Origin of the sequence: Bradyrhizobium sp. CCBAU 53415 (assembly GCF_028128735.1) — a bacterium.
Taxonomy (GTDB): domain Bacteria; phylum Pseudomonadota; class Alphaproteobacteria; order Rhizobiales; family Xanthobacteraceae; genus Bradyrhizobium.
The window spans coordinates 148,432-173,464 of sequence record NZ_LBJF01000021.1; the positions used below are offsets into that span (position 1 = coordinate 148,432).

General features: G+C 66.5%; 20 protein-coding genes. 11 read left to right on the forward strand and 9 right to left on the reverse strand.

The window, feature by feature from the left end; all coding sequences use genetic code 11:
* The first annotated feature begins 5 nt into the window (after positions 1 to 5).
* The 3 genes from XH87_RS14045 (at position 6) to XH87_RS14055 (ending at position 7,132) form a co-directional block, all read left to right on the forward strand.
* Positions 6 to 1,727, forward strand: coding sequence for an AMP-binding protein (locus XH87_RS14045; RefSeq protein WP_271587742.1), 1,722 nt, complete (start codon positions 6 to 8; stop codon positions 1,725 to 1,727).
* A 12-nt stretch (positions 1,728 to 1,739) separates the two neighbouring features.
* Positions 1,740 to 5,045: an acetyl-CoA carboxylase family protein gene (locus XH87_RS14050; protein WP_271587743.1), complete on the forward strand. Its 3,306-nt coding sequence runs from the start codon at positions 1,740 to 1,742 to the stop codon at positions 5,043 to 5,045.
* A 227-nt stretch (positions 5,046 to 5,272) separates the two neighbouring features.
* A complete protein-coding gene (locus XH87_RS14055; protein ID WP_271587744.1) occupies positions 5,273 to 7,132 on the forward strand; it encodes a sigma-54-dependent Fis family transcriptional regulator in 1,860 nt (619 codons plus the stop codon).
* A gap of 64 nt (positions 7,133 to 7,196) precedes the next feature.
* Here the strand turns inward: XH87_RS14055 and XH87_RS14060 are convergent, their stop codons facing one another.
* Positions 7,197 to 7,766, reverse strand: coding sequence for a flavin reductase family protein (locus tag XH87_RS14060; RefSeq protein WP_271587745.1), 570 nt, complete (start codon positions 7,764 to 7,766; stop codon positions 7,197 to 7,199).
* A gap of 57 nt (positions 7,767 to 7,823) precedes the next feature.
* Entirely contained in the window at positions 7,824 to 8,921 is a 1,098-nt protein-coding gene (locus XH87_RS14065) for an LLM class flavin-dependent oxidoreductase (RefSeq protein ID WP_271587805.1), read from the reverse strand.
* A gap of 217 nt (positions 8,922 to 9,138) precedes the next feature.
* Here XH87_RS14065 and XH87_RS14070 point away from each other — a divergent pair, with 217 nt between their 5' ends.
* From XH87_RS14070 to poxB, 3 genes are all read left to right on the forward strand, one after another.
* A complete protein-coding gene (locus XH87_RS14070; protein ID WP_271587746.1) occupies positions 9,139 to 10,053 on the forward strand; it encodes a 2-dehydro-3-deoxygalactonokinase in 915 nt (304 codons plus the stop codon).
* Between the two features lie 13 nt (positions 10,054 to 10,066).
* A complete protein-coding gene (locus XH87_RS14075) occupies positions 10,067 to 10,699 on the forward strand; it encodes a 2-dehydro-3-deoxy-6-phosphogalactonate aldolase (protein WP_271587747.1) in 633 nt (210 codons plus the stop codon).
* A gap of 107 nt (positions 10,700 to 10,806) precedes the next feature.
* Positions 10,807 to 12,543: a ubiquinone-dependent pyruvate dehydrogenase gene (gene poxB, locus XH87_RS14080; RefSeq protein ID WP_271587748.1), complete on the forward strand. Its 1,737-nt coding sequence runs from the start codon at positions 10,807 to 10,809 to the stop codon at positions 12,541 to 12,543.
* A gap of 64 nt (positions 12,544 to 12,607) precedes the next feature.
* On the opposite strand, the gene XH87_RS14085 is transcribed toward poxB, so the two are convergent.
* Together XH87_RS14085 and XH87_RS14090 are read right to left on the reverse strand one after the other, a co-directional pair.
* The gene (locus XH87_RS14085) at positions 12,608 to 12,973 is read right to left on the reverse strand and encodes a hypothetical protein (protein ID WP_035714644.1); all 366 of its coding nucleotides are present in this window, start codon (positions 12,971 to 12,973) and stop codon (positions 12,608 to 12,610) included.
* A gap of 69 nt (positions 12,974 to 13,042) precedes the next feature.
* Entirely contained in the window at positions 13,043 to 13,951 is a 909-nt protein-coding gene (locus XH87_RS14090) for a PaaI family thioesterase (protein ID WP_271587749.1), read from the reverse strand.
* Positions 13,952 to 14,086: 135 nt separating this feature from the next.
* Between XH87_RS14090 and XH87_RS14095 the strand changes: the two genes are divergently transcribed.
* Complete coding sequence (locus tag XH87_RS14095) at positions 14,087 to 14,407, forward strand: hypothetical protein (protein ID WP_035714659.1); 321 nt, start codon at positions 14,087 to 14,089, stop codon at positions 14,405 to 14,407.
* Between the two features lie 177 nt (positions 14,408 to 14,584).
* Here the strand turns inward: XH87_RS14095 and XH87_RS14100 are convergent, their stop codons facing one another.
* Both XH87_RS14100 and XH87_RS14105 read right to left on the reverse strand, forming a co-directional pair.
* Positions 14,585 to 16,060 (reverse strand): amidase, encoded by a 1,476-nt coding sequence (locus XH87_RS14100; protein ID WP_271587806.1) that lies wholly within the window; start codon positions 16,058 to 16,060, stop codon positions 14,585 to 14,587.
* A 128-nt stretch (positions 16,061 to 16,188) separates the two neighbouring features.
* Entirely contained in the window at positions 16,189 to 16,344 is a 156-nt protein-coding gene (locus XH87_RS14105) for a ring-opening amidohydrolase (RefSeq protein ID WP_271587750.1), read from the reverse strand.
* A gap of 1,005 nt (positions 16,345 to 17,349) precedes the next feature.
* Between XH87_RS14105 and XH87_RS14110 the strand changes: the two genes are divergently transcribed.
* From XH87_RS14110 to XH87_RS14125, 4 genes are all read left to right on the forward strand, one after another.
* A complete protein-coding gene (locus XH87_RS14110; RefSeq protein ID WP_271587751.1) occupies positions 17,350 to 19,686 on the forward strand; it encodes a Tex family protein in 2,337 nt (778 codons plus the stop codon).
* 282 nt (positions 19,687 to 19,968) lie between these two features.
* Complete coding sequence (locus XH87_RS14115) at positions 19,969 to 20,439, forward strand: hypothetical protein (RefSeq protein ID WP_271587752.1); 471 nt, start codon at positions 19,969 to 19,971, stop codon at positions 20,437 to 20,439.
* A gap of 100 nt (positions 20,440 to 20,539) precedes the next feature.
* Positions 20,540 to 21,232 (forward strand): response regulator transcription factor, encoded by a 693-nt coding sequence (locus tag XH87_RS14120; protein WP_271587753.1) that lies wholly within the window; start codon positions 20,540 to 20,542, stop codon positions 21,230 to 21,232.
* Positions 21,219 to 22,295, forward strand: a complete 1,077-nt coding sequence (locus tag XH87_RS14125; protein ID WP_271587754.1) for a sensor histidine kinase — start codon at positions 21,219 to 21,221, stop codon at positions 22,293 to 22,295. Before XH87_RS14120 ends, XH87_RS14125 begins: the two co-directional genes overlap by 14 nt.
* A gap of 6 nt (positions 22,296 to 22,301) precedes the next feature.
* Here XH87_RS14125 and XH87_RS14130 read toward each other — a convergent pair whose 3' ends face one another.
* From XH87_RS14130 to XH87_RS14140, 3 genes are all read right to left on the reverse strand, one after another.
* Positions 22,302 to 22,673 (reverse strand): response regulator transcription factor, encoded by a 372-nt coding sequence (locus XH87_RS14130; RefSeq protein WP_035713518.1) that lies wholly within the window; start codon positions 22,671 to 22,673, stop codon positions 22,302 to 22,304.
* The gene (locus XH87_RS14135; RefSeq protein WP_271587755.1) at positions 22,670 to 23,536 is read right to left on the reverse strand and encodes a S1C family serine protease; all 867 of its coding nucleotides are present in this window, start codon (positions 23,534 to 23,536) and stop codon (positions 22,670 to 22,672) included. The genes XH87_RS14130 and XH87_RS14135 overlap by 4 nt, the downstream gene beginning before the upstream one ends.
* Before the next feature lie 223 nt (positions 23,537 to 23,759).
* Entirely contained in the window at positions 23,760 to 24,884 is a 1,125-nt protein-coding gene (locus XH87_RS14140; protein WP_442868271.1) for a diguanylate cyclase domain-containing protein, read from the reverse strand.
* Positions 24,885 to 25,033 lie beyond the last annotated feature (149 nt).

The window sequence follows — 25,033 nt, forward strand, 5'->3', positions numbered from 1 at the left end:
ACGCCATGAGTGCAGGCCTCGACGAAAAAGACTACCTCGCCGCCTTGCGCGGGTTGTGGAACGAGGCCTGGCCGAAGGGCATGCCGCGCTCGCCGAACTATCTGCACGGCGAAGTGCCCCTGACGGAATATCTGCGCGCCTGGGCGAAGCGGAATCCGGAGCGTCCTGCGGTGATCTTCTACGGTCACGTCATGACCTACGCGGACCTCGACCGGCAGAGCGACCGCTTTGCGGCGTTGTTGCAGGCCAAAGGCGTGCGCAAGGGCGACCGCGTCGCCGTCTTCCTGCCGAACTGCCCGCAATTCCACGTCGTGTTTTTCGGCATCCTGAAGCTCGGCGCGATCCACGTGCCCGTCAGCCCGCTGTCGCGCGCGTTCGAGCTGTCCTACGAGCTGAACGATACCCAGGCCGAAGTGATCGTCGCGCTGGACCAGCTCATGCCGGTCGTCGAGCAGGTGAAGGGCGAGGTGCGGCTGCGCGAGATCATCGTCACCAGCTTTGCCGATGTCGTGCCGGCAACGCCGGCATTTCCGGCGCCGGACTCGATCCGCGGTCCGCGCGTCGCAATACCGGGCACGACCGATCTGCTGCCGGCGCTTACCGCGCTAACTGCGCCGACGCCGCTGCCGCCCCCCGGGCTCGATGATGTCGCAGCCCTCAACTACACCGGCGGGACGACCGGCATGCCGAAGGGCTGCGTCCATACCCATCGCGACATGGTCTACACGGCCGCCGCCAATTACGGCATCTCGGTGCAGTCGGACGAGAGCAGCGTATTCCTGTCGTTCTTTCCGGAGTTCTGGATCGCAGGCGAGAACTTTGGCCTGATCTTCCCGCTGTTCTCCGGCGCGACGCTGGTGCTGCTCGCGCGGTGGGACGCCGTCGGCGCGATGGCCGCGATCGACAAATACAAGGTCACCATCATCGCGATGCCGGTCGACGGCGCGGTCGAGCTGATGGACCATCCACGCTGGAGCGAGTTCGACCTGTCGTCGCTGAAGCAGGTGCGTGTCGTCTCCTTCGTCAAGAAGCTCAACGCCGACTATCGCAAGCGCTGGAAGGATCTCACCGGCACGATCCTGATGGAGGCGGCCTGGGGCATGACCGAGACCCACACCTCGAACACCTTCACGGCGGGTTTCCAGGACGGCGACTTCGACCTCAACAACCAGCCGATCTTCGTCGGGCTGCCGGTTCCCGGTGCCGAGTTCAAGATCACCGATTTCGAGACCGGTGCGCTGTTGCCCCTTGGCGCGGAAGGCGAGATCCGCGTGCGCACGCCGTCGCTGCTCAAGAGCTACTGGAACAAGCCGGAGGCCACCGCGGAGTCGCTGATCGATGGCTGGCTGCGCACCGGCGATATCGGCAGCATCGACAAGGACGGCTTCCTGCACTTCCTCGGCCGCCGCAAGGAGATGCTGAAGGTCAAGGGCATGAGCGTCTTCCCGCCGGAGATCGAGGCGCTGCTGGGGCAGCATCCGAAGGTGCTGGGTTCAGGCGTGGTCGGCCGCGACGATCCCGACAAGGGCCAGGTGCCGGTGGCCTATATCCAGCTCAAGCCGGAGGCGGTCGGCAGCATCTCCGCGGAGGATCTGCGCGCCTGGTGCGCCGAGCGCATGGCCGTCTACAAGGTCCCGGAAGTCCGCATCATCGAAGCCCTGCCCCTGACGGCGACGGGCAAGGTGAAGAAGCAGGACCTCGATCCAAATCTTCCTGCTGCTGTCTGAGTGAGAGAGATCATGTCGTTCAAGAGGCTTCTGATCGCCAATCGCGGCGAGATCGCCATCCGCATCGCGCGCGCGGCGGCTGATGCCGGCATCGCGACGGTCGCGATCCATCCCGCCGACGACGCGCTGTCGCTGCACGTGCGCGTTGCCGACGAGGCGATCGAAATCCCCGGCCGCGGCGCCCGGGCCTATCTGGACATCGACGCCGTGGTGAAGGCGGCGAAGAGCACTGGCTGCGACGCCGTGCATCCCGGCTACGGTTTCCTCAGCGAGAACGCGGCCTTCGCCAAGGCCTGCGCCGACGCAGGTATCACCTTCGTCGGCCCCAAGGCGAGCGCGCTCGAGCTGTTCGGCGACAAGGTTGCGGCACGTCAGCTGGCGAAACGCTCCGGCGTGCCGATCATTGCCGGCACCAGCGGCCCATCGAGCCTCGAGGAGATCACGGCCTTCTTCGATTCGCTCGGCAGCAACGCGGCGATCGTCGTCAAGGCCATGGCCGGCGGCGGCGGGCGCGGCATGCGCGTGGTGGAGAACGCAGCCGATCTCGCGGAGGCTTATGCGCGCTGCCAGTCGGAGGCCAAGGCTGCCTTCGGCTTCGACGGCGTCTATGCCGAGCGGCTGATCCGGCAGGCGCGCCACATCGAGGTGCAGATCATCGGCGACCGCCATGGCGCAATCTCTCATCTCTGGGAGCGTGAATGCACCATCCAGCGCCGCCATCAGAAGCTGATCGAGGTGGCGCCGAGCCCGTCGCTGAGCGATACCTTGCGCGGCCGCATCATCGAGGCGGCCAAGCAGCTTGCGACGGCTGCGGCTTACGACAATCTCGGCACGTTCGAGTTCCTGGTCGACGGCACCGCCGAGGACAGCTTCGCCTTCATCGAGGCCAACCCGCGGCTCCAGGTCGAGCACACCGTGACGGAAGAGGTGCTCGGGCTCGATCTCGTCCGCGCCCAGCTCGCAGTCGCTGCGGGCGCTTCGCTAGCCTCGCTCGGCCTTGCGCAAGGATCGATCCCGAAGCCGCGCGGCCATGCCGTGCAGCTGCGCGTCAACATGGAAACTTTGGACGAGACGGGCGCGACCCATCCGACCGGCGGCGTGCTTGCCGTGTTCGAACCGCCGTCGGGCCCCGGGGTGCGTGTCGATAGCTTTGGCTATGCCGGCTACAAGACCAGTGCCGCCTTCGACTCGCTGCTGGCCAAGGTCATCGTTCACACATCGGGCGAAGCCTGGCATGACGTGGTCGCAAAGGCCTCGCGCGCCTTGCGCGAGTTCCGGATCGACGGCGTCGTCACCAACATCGCCTTCCTCCAGGCGGTGCTGGCGCACCCCGATTTCAGGACCAACCGCATCGCGACCGACTTCATTGATCGCAATATCGCAAAGCTCGTCGATGCCGCCGATGGCGCGGCCAAGCCGCTCTACTTTGCCGCGCCGGAGCGAGGCGGAGCGCACGGCACCGAGACGCACGTTGCGCAAGCGGTGCCCGAAGGCGCGGCGATGGTTGCAGCGCCCCTGCAAGGAACCATCGTCACCATCCAGGTGAGGGAAGGCGAGATCGTCCGCCCCGGCCAGCAGCTCGCGGTGATCGAGTCCATGAAGATGGAGCACCTCGTCATGGCCGAGCAGGGCGGCCGCGTGATGAAGCTCCTTGCCGGCGACGGGGTCACGCTGCTGCATGGCGAGCCGATCCTGTATCTCGAGCCGCTCGACGTCGCGGCAGACAGCACGGCCGTGGAAGCCGATGTCGATCTCGACCACATCCGCCCCGATCTCGCCGAGCTGATCGCGCGTCAGGCCAACACGCTCGACGAGAACCGTCCGGCCTCGGTCGAGCGCCGCCGCAACACCAACCAGCGCACCGCGCGCGAGAATGTCGCCCAGCTCGTCGACGACGGCTCGTTCATGGAGTACGGCAGCCTTGCAATCGCGGCGCAGCGCCGCCGGCGCAAGCTCGACGATCTCATCAGGAATACGCCGGCCGACGGCCTCGTCATGGGCGTCGCCACCGTGAATGCCGAGAAGTTCGGCCCGGAGGGCGCGCGCTGCATCGTCGTGGCCTACGACTACACCGTGCTCGCGGGCACGCAGGGCCACATGAACCACAAGAAGATCGACCGCATGCTGACGCTGGCGGAGGATTGGCGCGTGCCGATGGTGTTTTACGCCGAGGGCGGCGGCGGGCGGCCCGGTGACACCGACCGGCTCGGCATGACCGGCCTCGACGGTCCTTCCTTCGTGCAGTTCGCAAGGCTCTCCGGCCTCGTGCCCGTCGTCGGTGTCGTGTCGGGCTATTGCTTCGCCGGCAACGCCGCGATGCTCGGCTGCTGCGACGTGATCATTGCCACCAAGAACGCCTCGATCGGCATGGGCGGCCCGGCAATGATCGAGGGCGGCGGGCTCGGCGTCTATCATCCGGCCGAGGTGGGCCCGGTCTCGTTCCAGGCGCCCAACGGTGTCGTCGACATCCTGGTCGAGGACGAGGACGAGGCGACGCGCGTCGCGCAAAAATACCTGTCCTATTTCCAGGGGGCGGTGACGAATTGGGAAGCCGCCGACCAGCGCCTGCTCCGCCGCGCAATCCCCGAGAACCGGCTGCGCGTCTACGACATCCGCAGCGTCATTGATCTGGTCGCCGACAACGACAGCGTGCTGGAGCTGCGCCGCGATTACGGCGTCGGCATGATCACCGCGCTGATTCGGATCGAGGGCAAGCCGTTCGGCCTGATCGCCAACAATCCCCGTCATCTCGGCGGCGCGATCGATGCGGATGCCGGAGACAAGGCCGCGCGCTTCCTCCAGCTCTGCGATGCCTTCGATCTGCCGATCGTCTCGCTGTGCGACACGCCCGGCTTCATGGTCGGTCCGGAAGCGGAGAAGACCGCGATCGTGCGCCACGTCTCGCGCATGTTCGTCACGGGCGCGAGCCTCACCGTGCCGCTGTTCGGCATCGTGCTGCGCAAGGGCTATGGGTTAGGGGCGCAGTCGATGATCGGCGGCGGCTTCCACGCCTCGTTCTTCACCGCGGCCTGGCCGACCGGCGAGTTCGGCGGCATGGGGCTCGAGGGCTATGTCCGCCTCGGCTTCCGCAAGGAGATGGAGGCGATCGCCGATCCCGAGGAGCGCGAGACCTACTACCGCAACAAGGTCGCCGAGCTCTACGCCAACGGCAAGGCCGTCTCGATCGCCTCGGTGTTCGAGATCGACAACGTCATCGACCCCGCCGAGACCCGGCGCTGGATCATGGCGGGCCTGCGTTCGGTGCCGAAACCGCCGGCGCGGACGGCGAAGAAGCGGCCGTGCATCGACACGTGGTGAGGGCGGTGCAGCAAAACTGACTCCCTCCGTCATTCCGGGGCGCGCGCAGCGCGAACTACGGTGCGCAGTTGCGCACCTGAGAATCTCGAGATCCCGGGTTCGGCTCTTCGAGCCGCCCCGGGAAGACGATCGAGAGAGGTGCGCCACTCGGCGTTCCCGGTTCCCGATTGACATCCCCGCCTGTGGTGCCAGACTTTGCACAATAATACAGGGTGGAGACGTCCGCGATGGCCAGCCTTTCGGCCTCGAATCATGTCGCCCGTGTCTTGTCCGTCGCCAACCACGTGGCCGACGTCGATGCCTCTTCGCGGATCGCCAATTCCTGGCGTCGCTGCCTGGTCAATCACAAGCTCGATCCCGCCCGTCAGGGCCCGCCGCAGACGCTGACCGAGGCCGAAATCCGGCACGCCGCCGAGCCGATGGAGGAGACGATCAGGCTCGCAATGCCCGAGCTCGACGATCTCGCCCGTGTGCTGCGCGAGGCCGGCTACTGCGTCAATCTCGCGGATGCGAACGCGACCATGCTGTTCAGCCGTCTGCCCGGAGAAGCCGATGCAAGGATGTTTCTGGACTGGAAGATCTACACCGGCTCGAACTTCGCCGAGACCTTCGAGGGCACCAACGGGCTCGGCACCGCGCTGGCCGAGGAAAAGCCGATCCTGGTGCATCGGGACGAACATTTTCGCGCGCAATGGCACATGTTCTCCTGCGCCGTGGCGCCGCTGTTCGACCAGGCCGGACGGCTCGCCGGTGCCATCAACATCACCTCCTGCCGCGCGGATCTGGAGCGCGCCGCGCATCAGCTCGCGCTCGCGGTGACGATGGAGGCGACGCGGCGGATGGAGGGAGCGATCTTTCGTGGCCATTTCCGCGACGCCTGGATCGCCACCGTGCCCGGTGACGGCGGCGATGGCCTCATCGCCTATGACGACGACCGGCGCATCGTCGGCGCCTGCCGTTCCGCGCGTGCACTGCTCGGTCTCACCGATGGCATGATCGCCTCCGGCATTGACCTGTCGCGTTACATCGAGTTCGACCATCAGCCCGGGCGTGGCGCGGACGATGCTGTTCGGCTGCGCCGCGCCGACGGCAGCGCTCTGGGCCATGGCCATGTCGCGCCGCCGCCACGCACGAGGGCGCGCCCCCTTGCACCGCGCCGCGATGCGCCTGTCGATCACCACGATGCGCTGCATCGGCTCGCCGGTCGCGATCTCGGCCTGATCAAAAGCGTGAATCGGCTCAGGCGCATTGGAGATCGCAATCTGCCGGTGCTGCTGCATGGCGAGACCGGCGTCGGCAAGGATGTGTTCGCGCGCGCCATTCACGCCGCCAGCAATCGGGCACGTCGCAACTATGTCGCGCTGAATTGCGCGGCGATGCCGGAGAGCCTGATCGACGCCGAACTGTTCGGCTACGAGGCCGGCGCCTTCACCGGCGCGCGGCGCGACGGTTCGAAGGGCCTGATCGTGCAGGCCGATGGCGGCACGCTGTTTCTCGACGAGATCGGCGACATGCCGATCGGCTTGCAGACGCGCCTGTTGCGCGTTCTGGAAAACCGCGAGGTCTGGCCGCTCGGCGCGCTCAAGCCTGTCGCGGTCGACATCCGCCTGATCAGCGCCACGCATCGCGATCTCGGCCGTATGGCGGAGCAGGGCGCCTTCCGCGCCGATCTCTATTTCCGCCTGCGCGGCATCGAGGTGCACCTGCCGGCGTTGCGCGAGCGCGCCGACCGCGGCGACATCATCCGCCAGATCGCGCGCGAGGAAGCGCCGGGCTGCAGGCTTTCGGACGAAGCATGGTCGCAGCTTGCGGCCTATCCCTTCCCCGGCAACATGCGCCAGCTCCGTCACGTGCTGCGGCTCGCGGGTTGCACGGCGGAGAACGGTGTCATCACCGATGCCGATCTTGATCTGCCACCGTTCGGCGGACGGGTTGAGCAGGACCTTGAAGCAGCCGAGCGCGCCACGATCATCGAGGCCTTGCGCAAGCATGGCGGTCGCGTGACGGAAGCAGCGCGCACTCTGAAGCTGAGCCGCGCGACGCTGTATCGCAAGATCAAGCTGTTGAGGATCGAGACGACGCAGTAGCGAGATTGCATGCGGCAGCGCTCCACCTTCTCCCTTCAAGGGGGAAGGGCCACGCTTGCTGCCTCTACGAAAAATCCGTCCAGCTCAGATGCCGTGCATCGAGGTCGCCGATCGTCATGCCCTCGCGCATCTCCCGCGGCGTATGGAAGTTGCTGCGCAGGTACACGAGCGGTGTCGCGGTCGCCGAATGCGAGGCACTGCGCACCTCGCCGACGAAAATCGAATGCGTCCTGGTCTCGAACTCCTGCGCCAGCACGCAGTCGAACGCGGCGACCGCGTCCGTCAGCACCGGGGCGCCGGTCGCCGCTCGCGTCCACTGCCCGAACGCAAAGCGGTCGTCGCCGTTGACGCCCTTCTGCCCGCTGAAGGTGAGGGCGAGCAGCGCGTGATCCTCGTGCAGGAAATTGATCGCGAACGCGCCCTCTTCGCGGATGCGCGCATGCGCGCTGGCGTTGCGGTTGACGCAGACGATCAGCGAAGGTGGCGAGTCCGACAGCGAGCAGGCCGAGGTCACGGTCAGCCCCGTGCGCTTGCCGTGCTCGGCGCCTACCGTCACCAGCGCCACGGCACCGGCACATTGGCGCATCGCCTGCTTGAAATCCTTGGCGTCGAGAGGTTTGGCGTCCACCGTCACGCGGAAATCTCCGAAATGAATGCGGGTGCGGCACGATCGCGCCGCACCCGCATCTGGTCAAGCCGCCTTCTTCGCGGAGCCGAGATGCTTCAGGCGCGGCATCACCTCGTTCTTCAGCAGCGAGAGCGAGTGGTGCCAGGCCTCGGCCTTGTGCTTGTAGTCGAAGCCGAACACCAGCAGCACGCCGAAGCCGCCGACCTCGTCGTAGATCTTCTCGATCTTCTCGGCGACCGTCGCGGGCGAGCCGACGATCCAGTTCCGCTTGGCGCAATATTCGACCGTGACGTCGCTGTCGGGCACGTCGGGCGCGTGCTTCAGATAATCCTTGAAGCCGAAATGGCCGAGCAGGGGCAGGAAATACTCGCTCATCATCCGGCCCATCATGTCGCCGGTCGAGAGCTTCCAGGCCTCCTCGTCGGTGTCGGCGACGAACACCTCGCGCACCAGCCGCCAGTCCTGCCGGTCCGGTTTGCGTCCCGTCTTGGCGGCGCCGATCTCGACGGAGTCCCAATGGCTGGAGACATAGGCCGGGTTGAGATTGAGGCTCATCGGGATGAAGCCGCGCTCGCCGGCGAGCTTCAGCGTGTCCGAGTTCTTCGACAGCCCCGCAACGCCGATCGGCGGATGCGGTGCCTGCAACGGCTTGATGTGGGGCTTGAGGAAGTCGAACATCGTGTCCGGCTTGGTCACGGTCCAGTACTTGCCCTTGTGGGTGAAGGGTGCCGGCTCTGTCCACAGCTTCAGGATGATCTCGAGCGCCTCGCGTGTCATGTCGCGGTTCTGTCCGCTCATGCCGTCGACGTTGAACATCGCCCAGTCGCTCGGCAGCCCCGATGCCGCGACGCCGAAATTGAGCCGACCCTCGGAGAGATGGTCGAGCATGGCAACGCGGTTGGCGAGCTCGGCCGGGTGGTGATAGGGCAGCAGGAAGCCGCCCGGCCCGATGCGAAGCTTCTTGGTCTGCATCAAGGCCTGCGCGATCAGGAGGTCCGGCGTGGGATTGGGTTCCCAGGGCGCGGTGTGGTGCTCGCCGACCCAGGCTTCCTGGTAGCCGAGTTCGTCGAGCCAGCGCATGACCTGCAGGTCCCAGTCGTTTCCTTCCTTCAGGCCGCACTCCGGCGGGTGCGAAGGCATCGTGAAATAGCCGATCTCCATGGGTTTCCTCATCTGATGTTGACGCGTCTTGTCGCGCGTTGGCGGAGTTGAGTGCTGAAGCTTCAGCAAGCGGTGTGCCAGCGCGGCGGAGCTTCGAATTGAAGAGAAAGGGCTGGTTTGCCCGCGCAATAGCCGGTATCTCGACCGGAGCCTGCAGGACATCGTCTCATTTGTCGCGAGACGGCGTCTTGGCCGTGAGACGAGGACGAGACCTGACATGACCGAACCCGCTTACGTCGCGGTGGATTGGGGCACCAGCAGTTTCCGCCTGTGGCTGGTCGATCGTGCCGGCCAGGTGCTGGCCGAACGCCGCAGCGATGAAGGCATGCTGGCCGCGGCGAAGGCCGGCTTCCCGGCAGTGCTGCGATCGCATCTTGCGGCGATCGAAGCGCCGGATCATCTGCCGGTGCTCGTCTGCGGCATGGCCGGCGCCCGCACCGGCTGGGTCGAGGCCGGCTATGTCGACACGCCGGCTCCTCTCTCTGCCTTTCTGAAGCAGGCCGTGCGCGTGCCGGGCGAGGCGCGCGACATCCGCATCCTGCCGGGCATTGCCCAGCGCGATGCAAAAGCGCCGGACGTCATGCGCGGCGAGGAGACGCAATTGCTCGGTGCGCTCGGTCTCGATGCTGCGGGGGAGATGCTGGTCTGCATGCCCGGCACGCATTCGAAATGGGTTCGCGTGAAGGACGGCACGGTCGCGCATTTCTCCACCTTCATGACCGGCGAGCTGTTCAGCGTAGTCTCGCGCGAGACGATCCTGTCGCTCGCGGTCGCCGGCGCGGACGACGCCGAGGACGTCGCGAGCTTCAAGGCAGCCGTGAAGGCCGCGTTCGAGGCGCCAGCCTTCGCCGCCAACCTTCTGTTCACCGCGCGGTCGCGGCAGCTTCTGTTCGGCGGCACGCCGACCGCAGCGCGCGGGACGCTGTCGGGTACGTTGATCGGTGTCGAGCTGGCGGCAGGGCTCTCCGGCACCGTGCCGCAAGCCGGTGTCCAGCTGATTGCCTCGGGGCGGCTCGCGAAGTTGTACCGGCTGGCTTTCGAGGCGCTGTCGGTGACCGCAACGCCGGTCGATGCGGATGAAGCGGTCCGCCGCGGTCTGTCGATGGCGGCTGCCGCGATCTGGACGAAGTAGAGGAATTCTTGAAATGAGCGCTCCCTTTCCACCGATGAAGCGGCCGCTGGTCGCGATCCTGCGCGGCGTCGAGCCCGAGGAGACCGAGGCCATCGTCGGCGTCCTGATCGAGGCCGGCATGACCGCGATCGAGATCCCCCTGAACTCGCCCGATCCATTCCGCTCCATCGCAATGGCCGTGAAGCAGGCGCCGGCTGGCGTGTTGATCGGCGCCGGCACGGTGCTGACCACAGGAGATGTCGATCGTCTCAACGACGTCGGCGGCAAGCTGATGGTCTCGCCGAATGTCGACACCGAGGTGCTGGCGCGCGCCCATCAGCACGGCATGGTGACGATGCCCGGCGTGTTCTCGCCGACCGAGGCGCTGCTCGCGGCGCGATCCGGCGCGTCGAGCCTGAAGTTCTTTCCGGCGAGCGTGCTCGGCGCCTCCGGCATTGCCGCGATCCGGGCCGTGCTGCCATCAGGCGTGATGATCGCCGCCGTCGGCGGCGTCTCCGACCAGAACTTTGCGGAGTACATCAAGGGCGGCGTGACGGCGTTCGGGCTCGGCTCCAGCCTCTACAAGCCCGGCATGACGACAGCGGATGTCGCAGCTCGTGCAAAGGTGACCGTCGCGGCCTATGATCGGGCGATTGTGAAAAATTGAACCGGAACGGACAAGCCGTGATCGTGTCATAGCTTATTGTCTCTCGCGGCGTCGTGACCGATGTTCGTGCATCGTGCACATGCGACTGGCTGAAGCAGGAGACCGACATGGCGATCAACAACGTAGCCGATCTGTTCGTGGCAACGCTCGAGCAGGCCGGCGTCAAGCGCATCTACGGCATTGTCGGCGACAGTCTGAACGCGCTGACCGAGGCGCTGCGCCGTCGTGGCACCATCGAGTGGATCCATGTCCGGCACGAGGAGGTCGCGGCGTTTGCAGCGGCCGGCGAAGCCGAGATGACCGGGAGCCTCGCAGTCTGCGCCGGCTCCTGCGGCCCGGGCAATCTGCATCTGATCAACGGGCTGTTCGATGCGCATCGCAGCCGCGTTCCGGTGCTGGCGATTGCGGCGCAGATCCCGACAGCAGAGATCGGCGGCGGTTATTTCCAGGAGACCCGTCCGCAGAACCTGTTTCGCGAATGCAGCCACTACTGCGAGCTGGTCTCGGACTCGAGCCAGCTGCCTTACGTGCTGGAGAATGCGATTCGCGCCGCGGTGGGGTTGCGCGGCGTTGCCGTCGTCGCCATGCCCGGCGACGTCGCCTTCCGTAGTCCCCCGAAGCGCGCGCTGTCGACGCCGCGCGGCCTCAGCGTGTCGGCACCGAAGGTCGTGCCGCGGGCGGATGAGCTGAAGGCGCTTGCGGATCTCCTGAACGGCGGCGAGCGCATCACGCTGTTCTGCGGCCGCGGCTGCGCCGGCGCCCATGCGCCCCTGATGCAGCTTGCCGAAGCGCTGAAGAGCCCGATCGTGCATGCACTCGGCGGCAAGGAGCATGTCGAGTACGACAACCCCTACGACGTCGGCATGACCGGCTTCATCGGCTTCTCCTCGGGCTATGCCGCCATGCACGCCTGCGATACGCTGGTGATGCTCGGCACCGATTTTCCCTACAAGCAGTTCTTCCCGACGGACTGCCAGGTGGCGCAGATCGACATCCGCCCGGAGAATCTGGGACGGCGGTGCAGGATCGATCTCGGCCTCGTCGGCGACGTCAGGCTCACCATCGAGGCGCTGCTGCCGCTGCTGGCGACAAAGACGCAGCGCAAGCATCTCGATGATGCCGTCGCGCACTACGGAAGGGCGCGCGAAGGGTTGGATTCGCTCGCCAGGGGCACGCCGGGAAGCAAGCCGATCCATCCGCAATACCTCGCCAAGGTCATCAGTGATCACGCATCGGACGATGCCGTGTTCACCGCCGACGTCGGCACGCCGACGGTGTGGGCCGCGCGCTATCTCGAGATGAACGGTCGCCGCCGGCTGATCGGCTCCTTCGTGCACGGCTCGATGGCCAATGCGATGCCGCAGGCGATCGGCGCGCAGGCCGCGCAGCCCGGCCGCCAGGTCGTCTCGCTCTCCGGCGACGGCGGCTTCACCATGCTGATGGGCGACCTCATCACGCTGACGCAGATGAAGCTGCCGGTGAAGGTGGTCGTCTTCAACAACGGCGTGCTCGGCTTCGTCGCGCTGGAGATGAAGGCGGCGGGCTTCGTCGATACCAATGTCGACCTGGAGAACCCCGATTTCGCGGCGATGGCGCGCGCGATGGGGATCTTCGCGAAACGCGTCGAGGATCCCGGCGAACTGCCCGGCGCGATGAAGGAGATACTTGCACATGACGGGCCGGCGCTGCTCGACGTCGTCACCGCCAAGCAGGAGCTGTCGATGCCGCCGACCATCACGGCCGAGCAGGTCAAGGGTTTCAGCCTCTGGGTCCTGCGCGCGGTGATGAACGGCCGCGGCGACGAGGTGCTGGACCTTGCGAAGACGAATCTCTTGCCGCGCTGATTTCGGCCGAGGCGGTTCGGTTCACCTCTCCCACCGGGTGAGGTGAACCACCGACTGCGCGGCCTCAGCCCCGCTTCACCGATGGCACGGGCATCTGCTCATGGCGGCGCTGGAAGCGTTGCCAGTGCAGCGCGATGCCGACCAGCAGCGCCGGCACAAAGCCGAGCGCGATCAGGAAATGCGGCAGCGCCTTCGCTGAGACGAAGGCAATCGCAATGTCCGAGATCAGCCACAGCGCTGCGAATATGACTGCAAAGTCCGTGCGCGGGCAGCGCAGGTAATAGAGCACGGCGGTGATAACGATGGCAGGACCGATGGCGATCGCGAATATGATCGCCGTTAGCTCCTTCGGCGTCAGCGCGTCGAGCACCATCGATGCCAGCAGCCAGAGCGCAGCGAACATGGCGACGATATCGAGCGGATGCCGCAATCTAATACCTCTCGCGGGGACGTGTGCTATCGTTGTGGCCGGAACTTCGGCCGTCAAGTTAAAATGCGCTTATTCCTCGTCACTTCCCGGCGTCGGACGCAGCATGAAGTGGCCGAAGGCGGTGGCGATCGGCTTGGTCGCGTCGTCCTGCCAGGCCCGCGCCTCGAAGGCGACGATGCGCCGGCCCTGCTTCACGATCGAGACGTTGGCAAAGGTGTCGAGGGCGCGGCCGGAACGCAGATAGTTGACCGTGAGGCCGATCGGCTTGGGCGGCGCCGCGGTGCCGAGCTCGCGCGCCACCCCGACGATCGCGCTGGTCTCGAGGAAAGCGCCGGTCATGCCGCCATGGATTGCAGGCAGGATCGGATTGCCGATGATCTGCGGCGAGAATGGCATCGTCAGCGTGCCGTCGTCGTTGACGCGAATGCCGAGACAGCGCGCGAACGGGCTGTTCGCAAACGGACCATCCGGATCCTCCGGCGCCTCCAGCATCGGAATGCTGCGCGCATCCATCCTGCGGTCGGCCAGCATGTTGGTGCGGTTGGCGCCGATCATGAAGCAGGCGGTCGCGGTCGCGACCGGATCGTCCTCCGACTCCTGATAGGCGGTGGAGCGCACGAAGGCGATCGAGCGCGTGGTACGGTAACAGACCGAATGCGCCTTGATGTCGAGGCCGGGCGTCGCCGGCTTCTGGTAGTCGATCCGCAGATCGAGGGTTGCGATCGCGCGCGTGCCGTCGAGCGCAAGTTGCACCGCCATGCCGCAGCTCTCGTCCAGCATCGCGGTGACGACGCCGCCATGCAGCACGCCGGTCTCGGTGTCGCCGACGAAGACAGGCCGGTAGGGCAGGCTCGACCAGGCCTCGGCGGGAGCGAAGCGATCGAGCTGCAGCCCGCTGATATGGCCATAGTCGGAACGGCGGCCCTTGATCGCGTCGGCGAGTTCCTCGAACGAGAGCGTGGTCGGTGTGGTGGTCATGGGCACGTTCTAGACCAGTGTCGGGCCTCGCGCAAAACCCCGAATGAGCCCGCACGGGGCGGTTTGGCCTCGACAGGGCGCGCCGAAGCGCCGATGGTGGGTGCTTCGTTCGTCGAAGAACTGCAAGGAGCGCCCATGGCCGACCCCGAAACGCCCGCCACCAATCAGGGGCCCGTCACCATTTCGAGCTCCAGCTCGGAGCGGGCGCCGATCATCTATTTCGACGGCGCGTCCTGCTTCGGTCATCACAACGGCGCGATCCAGATCGAGCTGGCCGCGAACCTGTTGATGCCGGTCGGTGCCGCCGTCAGGGTCGACGTGGTCCAGACCGCGCATCTGCGTTGCAGCGTGGCCGCGGCGCTGGCGCTGCGCGAAGCCCTCGACAAGGCGCTGGCGATGTACAAGCAGGGCCAGCAGCAGCCGGCGGCGGAGGACATCCCCGCGGTGAAGAACTGACGACGCATTTTTGGAGATCGTGTTCGGCCTTCATGGTTCGAGACGACCTCTTCGCGGTCTCATCACCATGAGGATCTGACATCTCGCCGCGAAACCAGACCTCATCCTGAGGAGCCCGCAAAGCGGGCGTCTCGAAGGATGGCTGCAGGAACGTGGACCCTTGTCTGAGGCGAGTAGCTACGCCTTGGTCACATGCACCTTCGCGGTCTTTCCGCCGTTCCACTTGCCGTCGAGCGCGCGCTCGATCTGGGCGGCGAGCTGCAGCAGCAGCCCGTCATTGGCCTGCTTGGCGATGGCCTGGATGCCGAGCGGCAGGCCGTGGTCCTGGGTCGCCATCGGCATCGAGATCGCCGGCATGCCGCAGAGATTGGCGAGCGGCGTGAAGGCGAAGTTGCGCCAGAGATTGCCGAACCAGTCGAGCACATCGGGATTGTCGGAGATGGTGAGGTACTCCCTGGTGCCGACTTTCGGCGTCGGCAGCGCCGTGATCGGCGTCAGGATCACGTCCCACTGCTCGAAGAAGGCGCCGAAGCCGCGCGAGGTCGTGTTGAACACGCCCTGCATCTTCGCCCGCTCGGCGAAGCTCGTGTGCCGGCCAGCTTCCCAGATGCGAATGTTCACGGGTTCGATCAGATCTTCCGGCGGTCTTTCCAGCCCGCGCGCAGCGAGCATGTTGGAGATCACCACCGCGAAGTTCGAGATGTAGCAGGTGGTCTGCGCCGCGAACGCGGCACGGAAATCGATCTCGGGCAGCGCGTAGTCGACGTGATGGCCGAGGTCTTCGAGGAAGCGGCCGGCCTTCTCCAGCTCGGCGGCGATCGCTGGCGTCGCGGTGTAGTCGCCCCATGTGTGCGACAGCGCGATGCGAAGCTTTGACGGATCGCGCTTGATCATCTCGCAATAAGGCTGCGCCGTGGTCCAGAACGGCATGAATTCGCCAGGTGCCGGTCCGCGGGCATGGTCGACGAAGGCGGCGGTGTCGCGCACCGAGCGCGACTGGCAGCCCTGGATCGAGACGAGGCCGGTGAGGTCGGACATGTGGGGAGCGAGCGAGAACACGCCGCGCGAGACCTTCAGGCCGATATTGCCATTGACGCCGGCGGGAATCCGGATCGAGCCGCCGCCGTCGGTCGCATGCGCGATCGGCACCACGCCGGCGGCGACCATCGCAGCGCTACCTGCCGACGAGCCACAGGTGGTGTAGTCGGTATTCCAGGGATTGCGCGTGACGTAGACGGCGGGATTGTCGGCCGAAGAGCACACGCCGAATTCCGGCGTCGTGGTGCGTCCGATCAGGTTCAGCCCGGCCTGGCGGAATTTTCCGGTCAGGAACGTGTCGGCGCTCGCGCGGTTGCCGCGCATCAGCAGCGAGCCCATTTCCTGGAGCCGGCCTTTCAAGGTCGGCCCGAGGTCCTTCATCAGGAAAGGCAGGCCGGCGAACGGACCTGCGAGATTGGCGCCATCCTTGGCGGGGTCGGCGATCACGTCCTCGAACAGCTCGACCACGCCCGACAGCGCCGGATTGACCTTGGCAACGCCGGCCGCGGCCTGCCGCGCCAATTCCTTTGCCGTCAGCTCGCCCTTGCGGACACGCCCCGCCAGCGCGATGCCATCGTGCTGCGCCCATTCATTCCAGCTCATCGGCAAAGTCATGATGTCCAAATCCTCGTGCATCGCGGCTACCTTCCTTTCGCAAGGAACCGTCCGAATCAACCGAGCCGGCGCGAAGGGCAGGGTTGCGTGAGGCGGACAGGTCGCAAGCCCGGAGATGCCGGGTCGTATCAATCCGACAGTCGTGCGATCGCTGCAACCGGGCCGCCGTCCGGCGGGCCCCGGTGCTCGGCGCCGCCGGACACGTCGACTGCCCGTTCGACCGTAGTCCGGATTACGCTGCGCACAACCCGGGACACCTTGCGTCTCCGGCAGCGACCCCGCATTCCGCTTGCGCTCCATGCGGATCTACAAGGGCTTGCGTTGCCCGACGGGCAAAACACGCGACCGCTGGGTCAACCGACCTGTGTCAAAATATTCGCCTTTACAGAATTTCTGATTTGTCGCATTCTCAGCCCATCCTGATCCGGTGATGAGGGGCGGTCGTACGTCGTCACGAGCCGCGGATCGGGCTGCGGTGGACGCGGGAGCGTCGTGCACGAGATGCGGGAGCAGGGCGGGATGAACCCCGTGAGGGGGGGGGGGGGGGGGGGGGGGGGGGGGGGGGGGGGGGGGGGGGTCCCGGCGGCGTGCGGACGAACGGCGCCTGGATCCGGGGAAGCCTTCGGGCGAAGCCGGGTCGTCCTGCGTACGGCCAAATCGCGTGGTCCTGGCTGTCGTTGCTACAGCCAAGCCTTGCGGAGATGCGCTGCGGCCCAACCGGGTCGCAACCATCGTCAATTCGCGAGGTGACGGAGGCAAGCAGGAACTCGTCTCCGGGGAGAGCGCGCCATACGCCGTCAAACCATCGCGCAGGGAAGGCCTGGTTTCGGCTGCCCTGTGTCTCCCCTGTGCATTGCGCGTGCATTCGTTCGGCGCAGGGGTCTTATGGGTGCCAGCCGGCGCCCGGCCTTCCCTGCGCCCTTTCCAGATGAGGGCGTGACGCGAAGCGCAAGACGAAGCGCAAGACGAAGCGCAAGACTCGGGCGCAAGGCGCCGCGGGAAGGAAAAGCTGTGCCTGCGGGTTGAAATGTCAGTTGGAAGGACGACGCCAATGCCCCTTGCTCCGTCATTGCGAGCGAAGCGAAGCAATCCAGAATCTTTCCGCGGAGGGATTCTGGATTGCGTCGGTACCCCCTCGAATGTGGCGAGATCGCATCGATCCGGCAAAAAATCCTCTGTCGACGGTTGCGCGCCCCACCTTGATGAATCAACCTCGATTGGTCCATAAGCGGCGTCCCGCGGCCGGTGGTTCGCCCCTGCGTCGCGTGCTTTGATAGAGGGAATCTCGCGTGGCAAATATCAACCACAAAATTGCGCAGGAGCTTGGGGTTCGCGCCGAGCAGGTCGAGGCGGCGGTGACGCTGCTCGACGGCGGCGCCACTGTTCCCTTCATCGCCCGCTACCGCAAGGAAGCGACCGGTGCGCTCGACGACGCGCAATTGCGCACCCTGGAGGAGCGCCTGGTTTACCTGCGCGAGCTCGAGGACCGCCGCAAGGCCATCCTCGAATCGGTCCGCGAGCAGGGCAAGCTCGATGCAGCCCTCGAAGCCACGATCATGGCCGCCGACAGCAAGGCACGCCTCGAAGACATCTATCTACCGTTCAAGCCGAAACGCCGCACCAAGGCGGAGATCGCCAAGGAAGCCGGCCTCGAGCCGCTCGCCAATCAGTTGCTGGCGGAATCCGGCAACGATCCGAAGGTCGTGGCGGAGAGCTTCGTCAACGCCGAGAAGGGCGTTGCGGATGCCGCCGCCGCGCTGGACGGCGCCCGCGCCATTCTGGTCGAGCGTTTCGACGAGGACGCCGACCTCATCGGCGCCCTGCGCGAGGAGATGTGGACCAACGCGCGCATGGCTTCCAAGGTGCGCGACGGCAAGAAGACCGAGGGCGAGAAGTTCGCCGACTATTTCGACTTCTCCGAGCCGCTGACCAAGCTGCCCTCGCATCGCATTCTCGCGATGTTCCGCGGCGAAAAGGAGGAGATCCTCGATCTCCAGATCCAGGCCGAGACTGAAGCGCCGCCGCCGGGCGTGCCGAGCCCTTATGAGTTGAAGATCATGAAGCGGTTCGGCATCGCCGACCTCAAGCGTGCCGGCGACCGTTGGCTGATCGACACCGTGCGCTGGGCCTGGCGCACCAAGATCCAGGTGCATCTGAACATCGACCTGCGCATGCGGCTGTGGAATGCGGCGGAGACCGAGGCGGTGCGCGTGTTCGCCTCCAACCTGCGCGATCTCCTGCTGGCTGCGCCCGCCGGCACCCGCGTCACCATGGGTCTCGATCCCGGCTACCGCACCGGCGTCAAGGTTGCGGTCATCGACGCCACCGGCAAGGTGGTCGACACCACCGCGATCTATCCGCACGAGCCGCAGCGGCAGTGGAACGAGTCGCTGGCGACGCTCGGCCGGCTCGCGCTGAAGCATCGCGTCGAGCTGATCGCGATCGGCAACGGCACCGCCTCGCGCGAGACCGACAAGCTCGCCGCCGATCTCGTCAAGGGCCTGCCCGAATTGAAGATGACAAAGATCGTCGTGTCCGAGGCCGGCGCCTCGGTCTATTCGGCCTCGGCTTTCGCCTCGGAGGAGTTGCCGGGCCTCGACGTCACCCTGCGCGGCGCGGTCTCGATCGCGCGGCGCCTGCAGGACCCGCTGGCCGAGCTCGTCAAGATCGAGCCGAAGGCGATCGGCGTCGGCCAGTATCAGCACGACCTCGGCCAGGCCAAGCTCGCAAAATCGCTCGATGCGGTGGTCGAAGATTGCGTGAACGCCGTCGGCGTCGACGTCAACACCGCCTCCGCGCCGCTGCTTGCGCGCGTGTCGGGCGTCGGTGCGGGCCTTGCGCAGAGCATCGTCGCGCACCGCGACGCCAACGGTCCGTTCAAGTCGCGCAAGGCGCTGAAGGACGTGCCGCGGCTCGGCCCCAAGGCGTTCGAGCAGTGCGCGGGCTTCTTGCGCATCCTCGGCGGCGAAGACCCGCTCGACGCCTCCGGCGTGCATCCGGAAGCCTATCCGGTGGTGCGCCGGATTCTCGCGGCGACCAGGAGCGACATCAAGGCGCTGATCGGCAGCAGCGAGGTCGTGCGCACCCTCAAGCCGAAGGATTTCGTCGACGAAACCTTCGGTCTGCCGACCGTCACCGACATCCTGCGCGAATTGGAAAAGCCCGGCCGCGACCCGCGCCCGGCGTTCAAGGCCGCGGTGTTCAAGGAAGGCGTCGAGGAGATCAAGGACCTCAAGAAGGGCATGATTCTCGAGGGCACCGTGACCAACGTCGCCGCTTTCGGCGCCTTCGTCGACATCGGCGTGCACCAGGACGGCCTCGTGCACATCTCGGCGATGTCCAAGACTTACATCAAGGATCCGCGCGAGGTGGTGAAGCCCGGCGACATCGTCAAGGTGAAGGTGCTGGACTTCGAGGTCGCCCGCAAGCGCATCTCGTTGACCCTGCGCCTCGACGACGAGGTCGGGCCTAAGAAGGATGCACCCGGCATGCAGCGCGACAACGGCTCACGCAATCCCGCCCGCATGACCTCGTCGGCTCCGCGCAAGCAGGAGTCTTCGGGCGGTGGCGCTCTCGCCGAAGCGCTGCGCCGGGCGGCGGAGAAGAGCGGCGGCAAGCGCGCTTGAATCTTCACCTCTCCCCGCCCTTCTGCGGGGAGAGGTCGGATGCTTCTATCCACGTCGTCGTTGCGAGCGTAGCGAAGCAATCCAGAATCTTCTCCGTGGAGGGATTCTGGATTGCTTCGTCGCAACGGTTCCTCGCAATGACGGGGAGAGAGTTGGGCTCCCTCTCCCTGACACCCGCGTCAGAATCTGGCGCATTTGTAAGTTGAAGCAGACGGCCCATTCTCCTCATCTGATCGTCCTCGTGCGGCGCGCTGACCGCCGCACTGCAAGGAGGATGTTTCGATGAACAACAGGCTTCTTAAGGGCCTCACGGCGACCTTGATCGCAGCAATGATGGCGGTCGCTTCACCGGCGCTCGCGCGTGGCGGCGGTGGCGGCCATGGCGGCTTTGGCGGTGGCGGCCATTTCGGCGGAGGTGGCCATTTCGGCGGTGGCGGACATTTCGGTGGCGGCATGCATGCCGGCGGCTTCGGCGGCATGCGGGCTGGCGGCATGGGCGGCGCACGCTTCGCTCATTTCGGCAGGCCTGCCTTTGGCGGCGGGCGCTTCGCCCACGCGGCGATCGGCCCCCGCTTCGCCGGCGCGGGCTGGCACGGCCGCCACGGCTTCCGTCATCACCATTTCCGTCGTTTCGCCGTCTTCGGCTCGCCTTATTTCTACGCCGGATACGCCGGATACGCCGATGGCTGCTGGCGCAGGAGTTGGACGCCCTACGGGTGGCAATGGGTCAATGTGTGCGGAGACTATTGGTAGTCGCATCGCCGTACCGCACCATTGTCGCGATCGCCGCCGGGCGGTTCCGCTCAGCCCCGGAACGGGATAGTCTGGTGGCGATCGTCGCGCGGAGTTTGTCATGACCGGAGGTCACCGTCGCATCCTGGTCGTCGAGGACGATCCGGAAACCGCAGGTCAGCTCGTCGACGAGCTGACGGTTTCGGGCTACGACGTCGACCTCGCAACCAATGGCCGCGAAGCCCTGAGCCATGGCGCCGCGCGCGACTATGCCGTGATCACCATCGACCGGATGCTGCCGGATATCGACGGCATCAGCGTGATGCGCCAGTTGCGCGACGACGGCATTGCCGCGCCGTTCCTGATCATCTCCGCGCTCGGCGAAGTCGACGACCGCGTGCGCGGCCTGCGCGCCGGCGGCGACGACTACCTCGTCAAGCCGTTCTCCTTCACCGAATTGCTGGCGCGCCTCGAAGCGCTCGGCCGCCGCAGCGAGACCATCGCCAAGGAGACGCTGCTGCGCGTCGGCGATCTCGCGATCGATCTGATCGCGCGCAGCGCCTCCCGCCGCGGCCGCAAGATACCGCTGCTGCCGCGCGAATTCCAGCTGCTCGAATACCTCGTTCGCAACGAGGGCCGCGTCGTCTCCCGCGCGATGCTGCTCCAGCATGTCTGGGACCTGCATTTCGATCCCTCGACCAACATCATCGACGTCTATGTCGGGCGGGTCCGCCGCAAGGTCGACGATGCCCAGGACTATCCGCTGATCCACACCATCCGCGGCATCGGATACTGCCTCCGTGCTCCTGGCTAAGACCCTTCGCTCCTCGACCTTCCGCCTGGCGCTGATCGCGATCGCGGCATTCGGGTTGATCGTGGCGGCGATCATGGCCTATGTCTATTTCGGGACGCTCGCCTATGTGGAGCGCCGGCTCGGCACGGCCGTCGATCATGACGGCTTCACCGGCATGATCGAGCTCGCGATGGTCGCGGTCGCCATGCTGCTGCTTGTGCTCGCCGGGCTCGCGGCGGTGCTGGTGACGCGGCGCACGGTCGGACGGATCGAGCAGATCAACGCCACCAGCCGCGCCATCATGCTCTCCGGCCTCGACCAGCGTATCCCCTTGCGCGGCAGCAACGACGAGTGGGATCGCGTCGCCGAAAACCTCAACCAGATGCTCGACCGCATCGAGACGCTGATGGGCGAGGTCAAGCAGGTCAGCGACAACGTCGCTCACGATCTGCGGACGCCGCTGACGCGCATGCGCGGCCGGCTGGAGAAGGCCTATCACCATGAGCGCAACAGCGAGACGGACGCCGCGCTGATCGGGGACACCATCGCCGATCTCGATGCCGTGCTCGGCATGTTCGCCTCCATCACCCGGATCTCCGAGATCGAGAGCCGCGCCCGCACCGGCGCCTTCCGCGCGCTCGATCTCGCCGAGATCGCCGGCGAGGTCGTCGAGCTCTACGATGCCGCCGCCGAGCAGGTTGCCACAAGGCTCAGCCTTGCCGGAGAACGCGGGGTTGCGATCACCGGCGACCGCGACCTGCTGTTCGACGCCGTCGCCAATCTCGTCGATAACGCGATCAAGCACGGCTGCAAGGGCGGACAGGTGACCGTGACCTGCCGCAGGGCCGATGGCGGCGCGGTGATCACGATTGCCGACGACGGTCCGGGCATTCCCAATGAGCAGCGCGATCACGTCTTCAAGCGCTTCTACCGGCTCGAACAAAGCCGCTACACGCCGGGCAATGGTCTCGGCCTCAGCCTCGTCGCCGCGGTCGCGCGGCTTCATGGCGCCGAGATTGCCCTGCATGACAATGCGCCGGGCCTGAAGGTCGAGCTCAGATTCCCGGCGACGTCGGCGCCGTGAGGCCCGTCAAAGCTCGATCACGCCGCGGCGCGCGGCGTGCGCCACCGCATCGGTGCGGCCGGTGGCGTCGAGCTTGTCGAGCAGCGAGCCGACGTGGAATTTCACGGTGTGCACGGAGATGCCGAGCCGACGCGCGATCATCTTGTTCGAGGCACCCTCGGCCATCAGCGCCAGCACGTCGAGCTCGCGCTGTGTCAGCGTGATGTCATCGGGCATGCGGCGCGGATCGCGCGCGACGATCGCTGCGGCGGCCTGCTCGCCGGGCGCGGCGAGGCGAAGCCCGGCGACACTGCCGAGCAGCGCCGCAAGACGATCGGCGAGGGCGGGGTCGTCGATCTCCAGTGCGAGCACGATCTCGGCCGTCTTGTGCTCGCTCACGCCTCAGGCCTCTCGGCAACGGTGACCTTGAAGCTGGCCGGCTCGCCGCCGCGGCGCACCGCGACATCGAGCACCGCGCCGACGCTCGATGGTCCCAGTGTCCGCGACAGCGCACGCACGCCCGACAGCTTCTGGTCGTTGACCGCCACGATCACGTCGCCCTGACGGATGCCGGCCGCGGCCGAGGGACCGGCCTTGTCGACATTCATCACCATCGCGCCGATGCCGTCGTCGAGCCGGACCGGCTGAAGCCCGAGGCCGAGATATCCCCGCACGATGCGCCCGCGCGCCTCCAACTGTGCCGCGACGCGTTCGATCGTCGCCGCCGGGATCACCAGCACGCGCCGCGGGCCGAGCACGGCCATGCCGAAGGCCGCACCCGATGCATCGAGCGCAAGGCCGCCCTGCTGGCTACCGCGCAGGCGGACGTCGAGCTCGATCCGCGCATCGATGTCGCCGCCGCGCAAGGAACGCCAGCTGTTGCCGGACGCCGACACCATCCCGAGCGCGGCGCTCGGCGTCTCGCGATTGGTGGCGACCACCACCGCCAAGGCGCCGAGCGGCGGGACCGTCGCGTCGAGCCTGACCGGCGCTGCGCCGGCCTCGGCGCGCAGCAGCGCGATGTCGGTCGTATGGTCGCGGCCGACGATCGTGGCGGCCACCCGGCTGCCGTCGGCAAGGCCGATCTCGACCGCGCCCTCGTCGGCCAGCGCCTCATCGGCGGTAACGATCAGGCCCGCCTTCCAGACGAAGCCGGTGGCGCGGGAGCGGTGCGAATGCACGGAGACGACGGACGGCGCCGTGCGCGCCACCATGTCGGCGAGCGCGGACGACAGGGAAGACAGAGGAGTAGGGGCGGTCATGGCAGGCTCCTGTAGTTGTCCTCAATCTGGGACGTCACAGGCGTTTGCGAAACTGGCCGGGTGGCCAGGACCGAGCCGACGCTGCTATCGGCGCAGGAACAGCAGCTGGCAAGGCCGGCGCGCCGGCGGATGGCCCAGGGGGGCGATCCATGGGGGCGATCCATGGGGTCGATCCATGGGACCCTCCGGTGCGGCTGCTCGAGGCGCAGATCGAACAGGAGCTTCAGCCTGCTGCGCGTTCCAGCCCTGCGCCCTCATCCGACAAGGCACAACCGCCGCCTCCGGCACGTTTCGCTGTATAGAGCGCACGGTCGACCCGCTCCATGAGCTGTGACGTTGGGGCACCGGTGGCTGCATCGGCGCTGATCAGAACGCCGGCGCTTGCACCGATGCGGACCGGAATGTCCGTGAGCAGAAACGGCATCGAGAGATCGCGAATGGCCTGGCGCGCCAGCGCGAGCGCCTGCTCACGGCCGGCATCGCCTGAGGCAACCGGTTTGAGGATCATGAACTCGTCGCCGCCGAAGCGTGCCGCGATGCCTGGATTGCCGATGCAGACCGACAGCCGCTCTGCGACTTGGCGCAACAGATCGTCGCCGACGTGATGGCCGTGGCGATCGTTGACCGGCTTGAAGCCGTCGAGATCGATGGCGATGATGGCGAAGCTTCCGCGGGTCTCCGCCAGCGCCTGGAAGAACGCGGCGCGGTTCGGCAATCCCGTCAGGAAATCGTGAGTCGCCTGGCGCGCCAGCCGGTGCTTTGCTTCGAGCCGCTCGACGAAGGCGGCGCTGAGATGTTTGGACGCCTCGCGCAATGTGAGCCAGAAGAACACCAGCATGACTGCGCCGAGCTTGTAGGCGAGCTCGGGGCGGAGCAGGCCGGCCAGGATGGTTGGCGTCAAAAGGACCGCGGCTGTGGTCAGGATGATCCAGGGGCGGATCGCCGCGCGCGAGACCATGCCAACGCAGAAGGACATCGAAAGCCCGAACGCGATCCAGGCGCCGGGTCCGTCGTCGAGCTGGAGCGCGCGAAAGGACAACATGCCCAGTGCAAGGCCGAAGGCGGACGCGCCGGCGCCGTAAAGCCGTTCCCAGCCGATCACGTCGGCATCGGAGAGCTGCGTACCGCGCGACTTGTAGCGGAACAGGGAGGCGATGCGGGCCGCGGCCGTGATGAAGATGAAGACCGAGATCAAGGCATAGCCGATATCGCCGCTCATGAGCGTCAGCGCGGCAGCGCCCGTCACCGACGTGACGCCAATGGCGGACACCTGCGGCAGCGACGTGTACAGGAGATCCACGAGCTCGCGCCGGATGCGCGGATCGGGATGCAGGAACCTGGACAACATTTTGAGAGTCATGGCTGGCACAATCTCCGCTTCTTCCTAACAAGGGGTAGGGGAAGGGGCGTGCGATGACGGTTGGCGCTCAACGTCGTTGAGAAGCGGTCAATGCGCAGGCTTGCTGGCGATTCTTCCCCGTGTTAGCAGCGATTGAG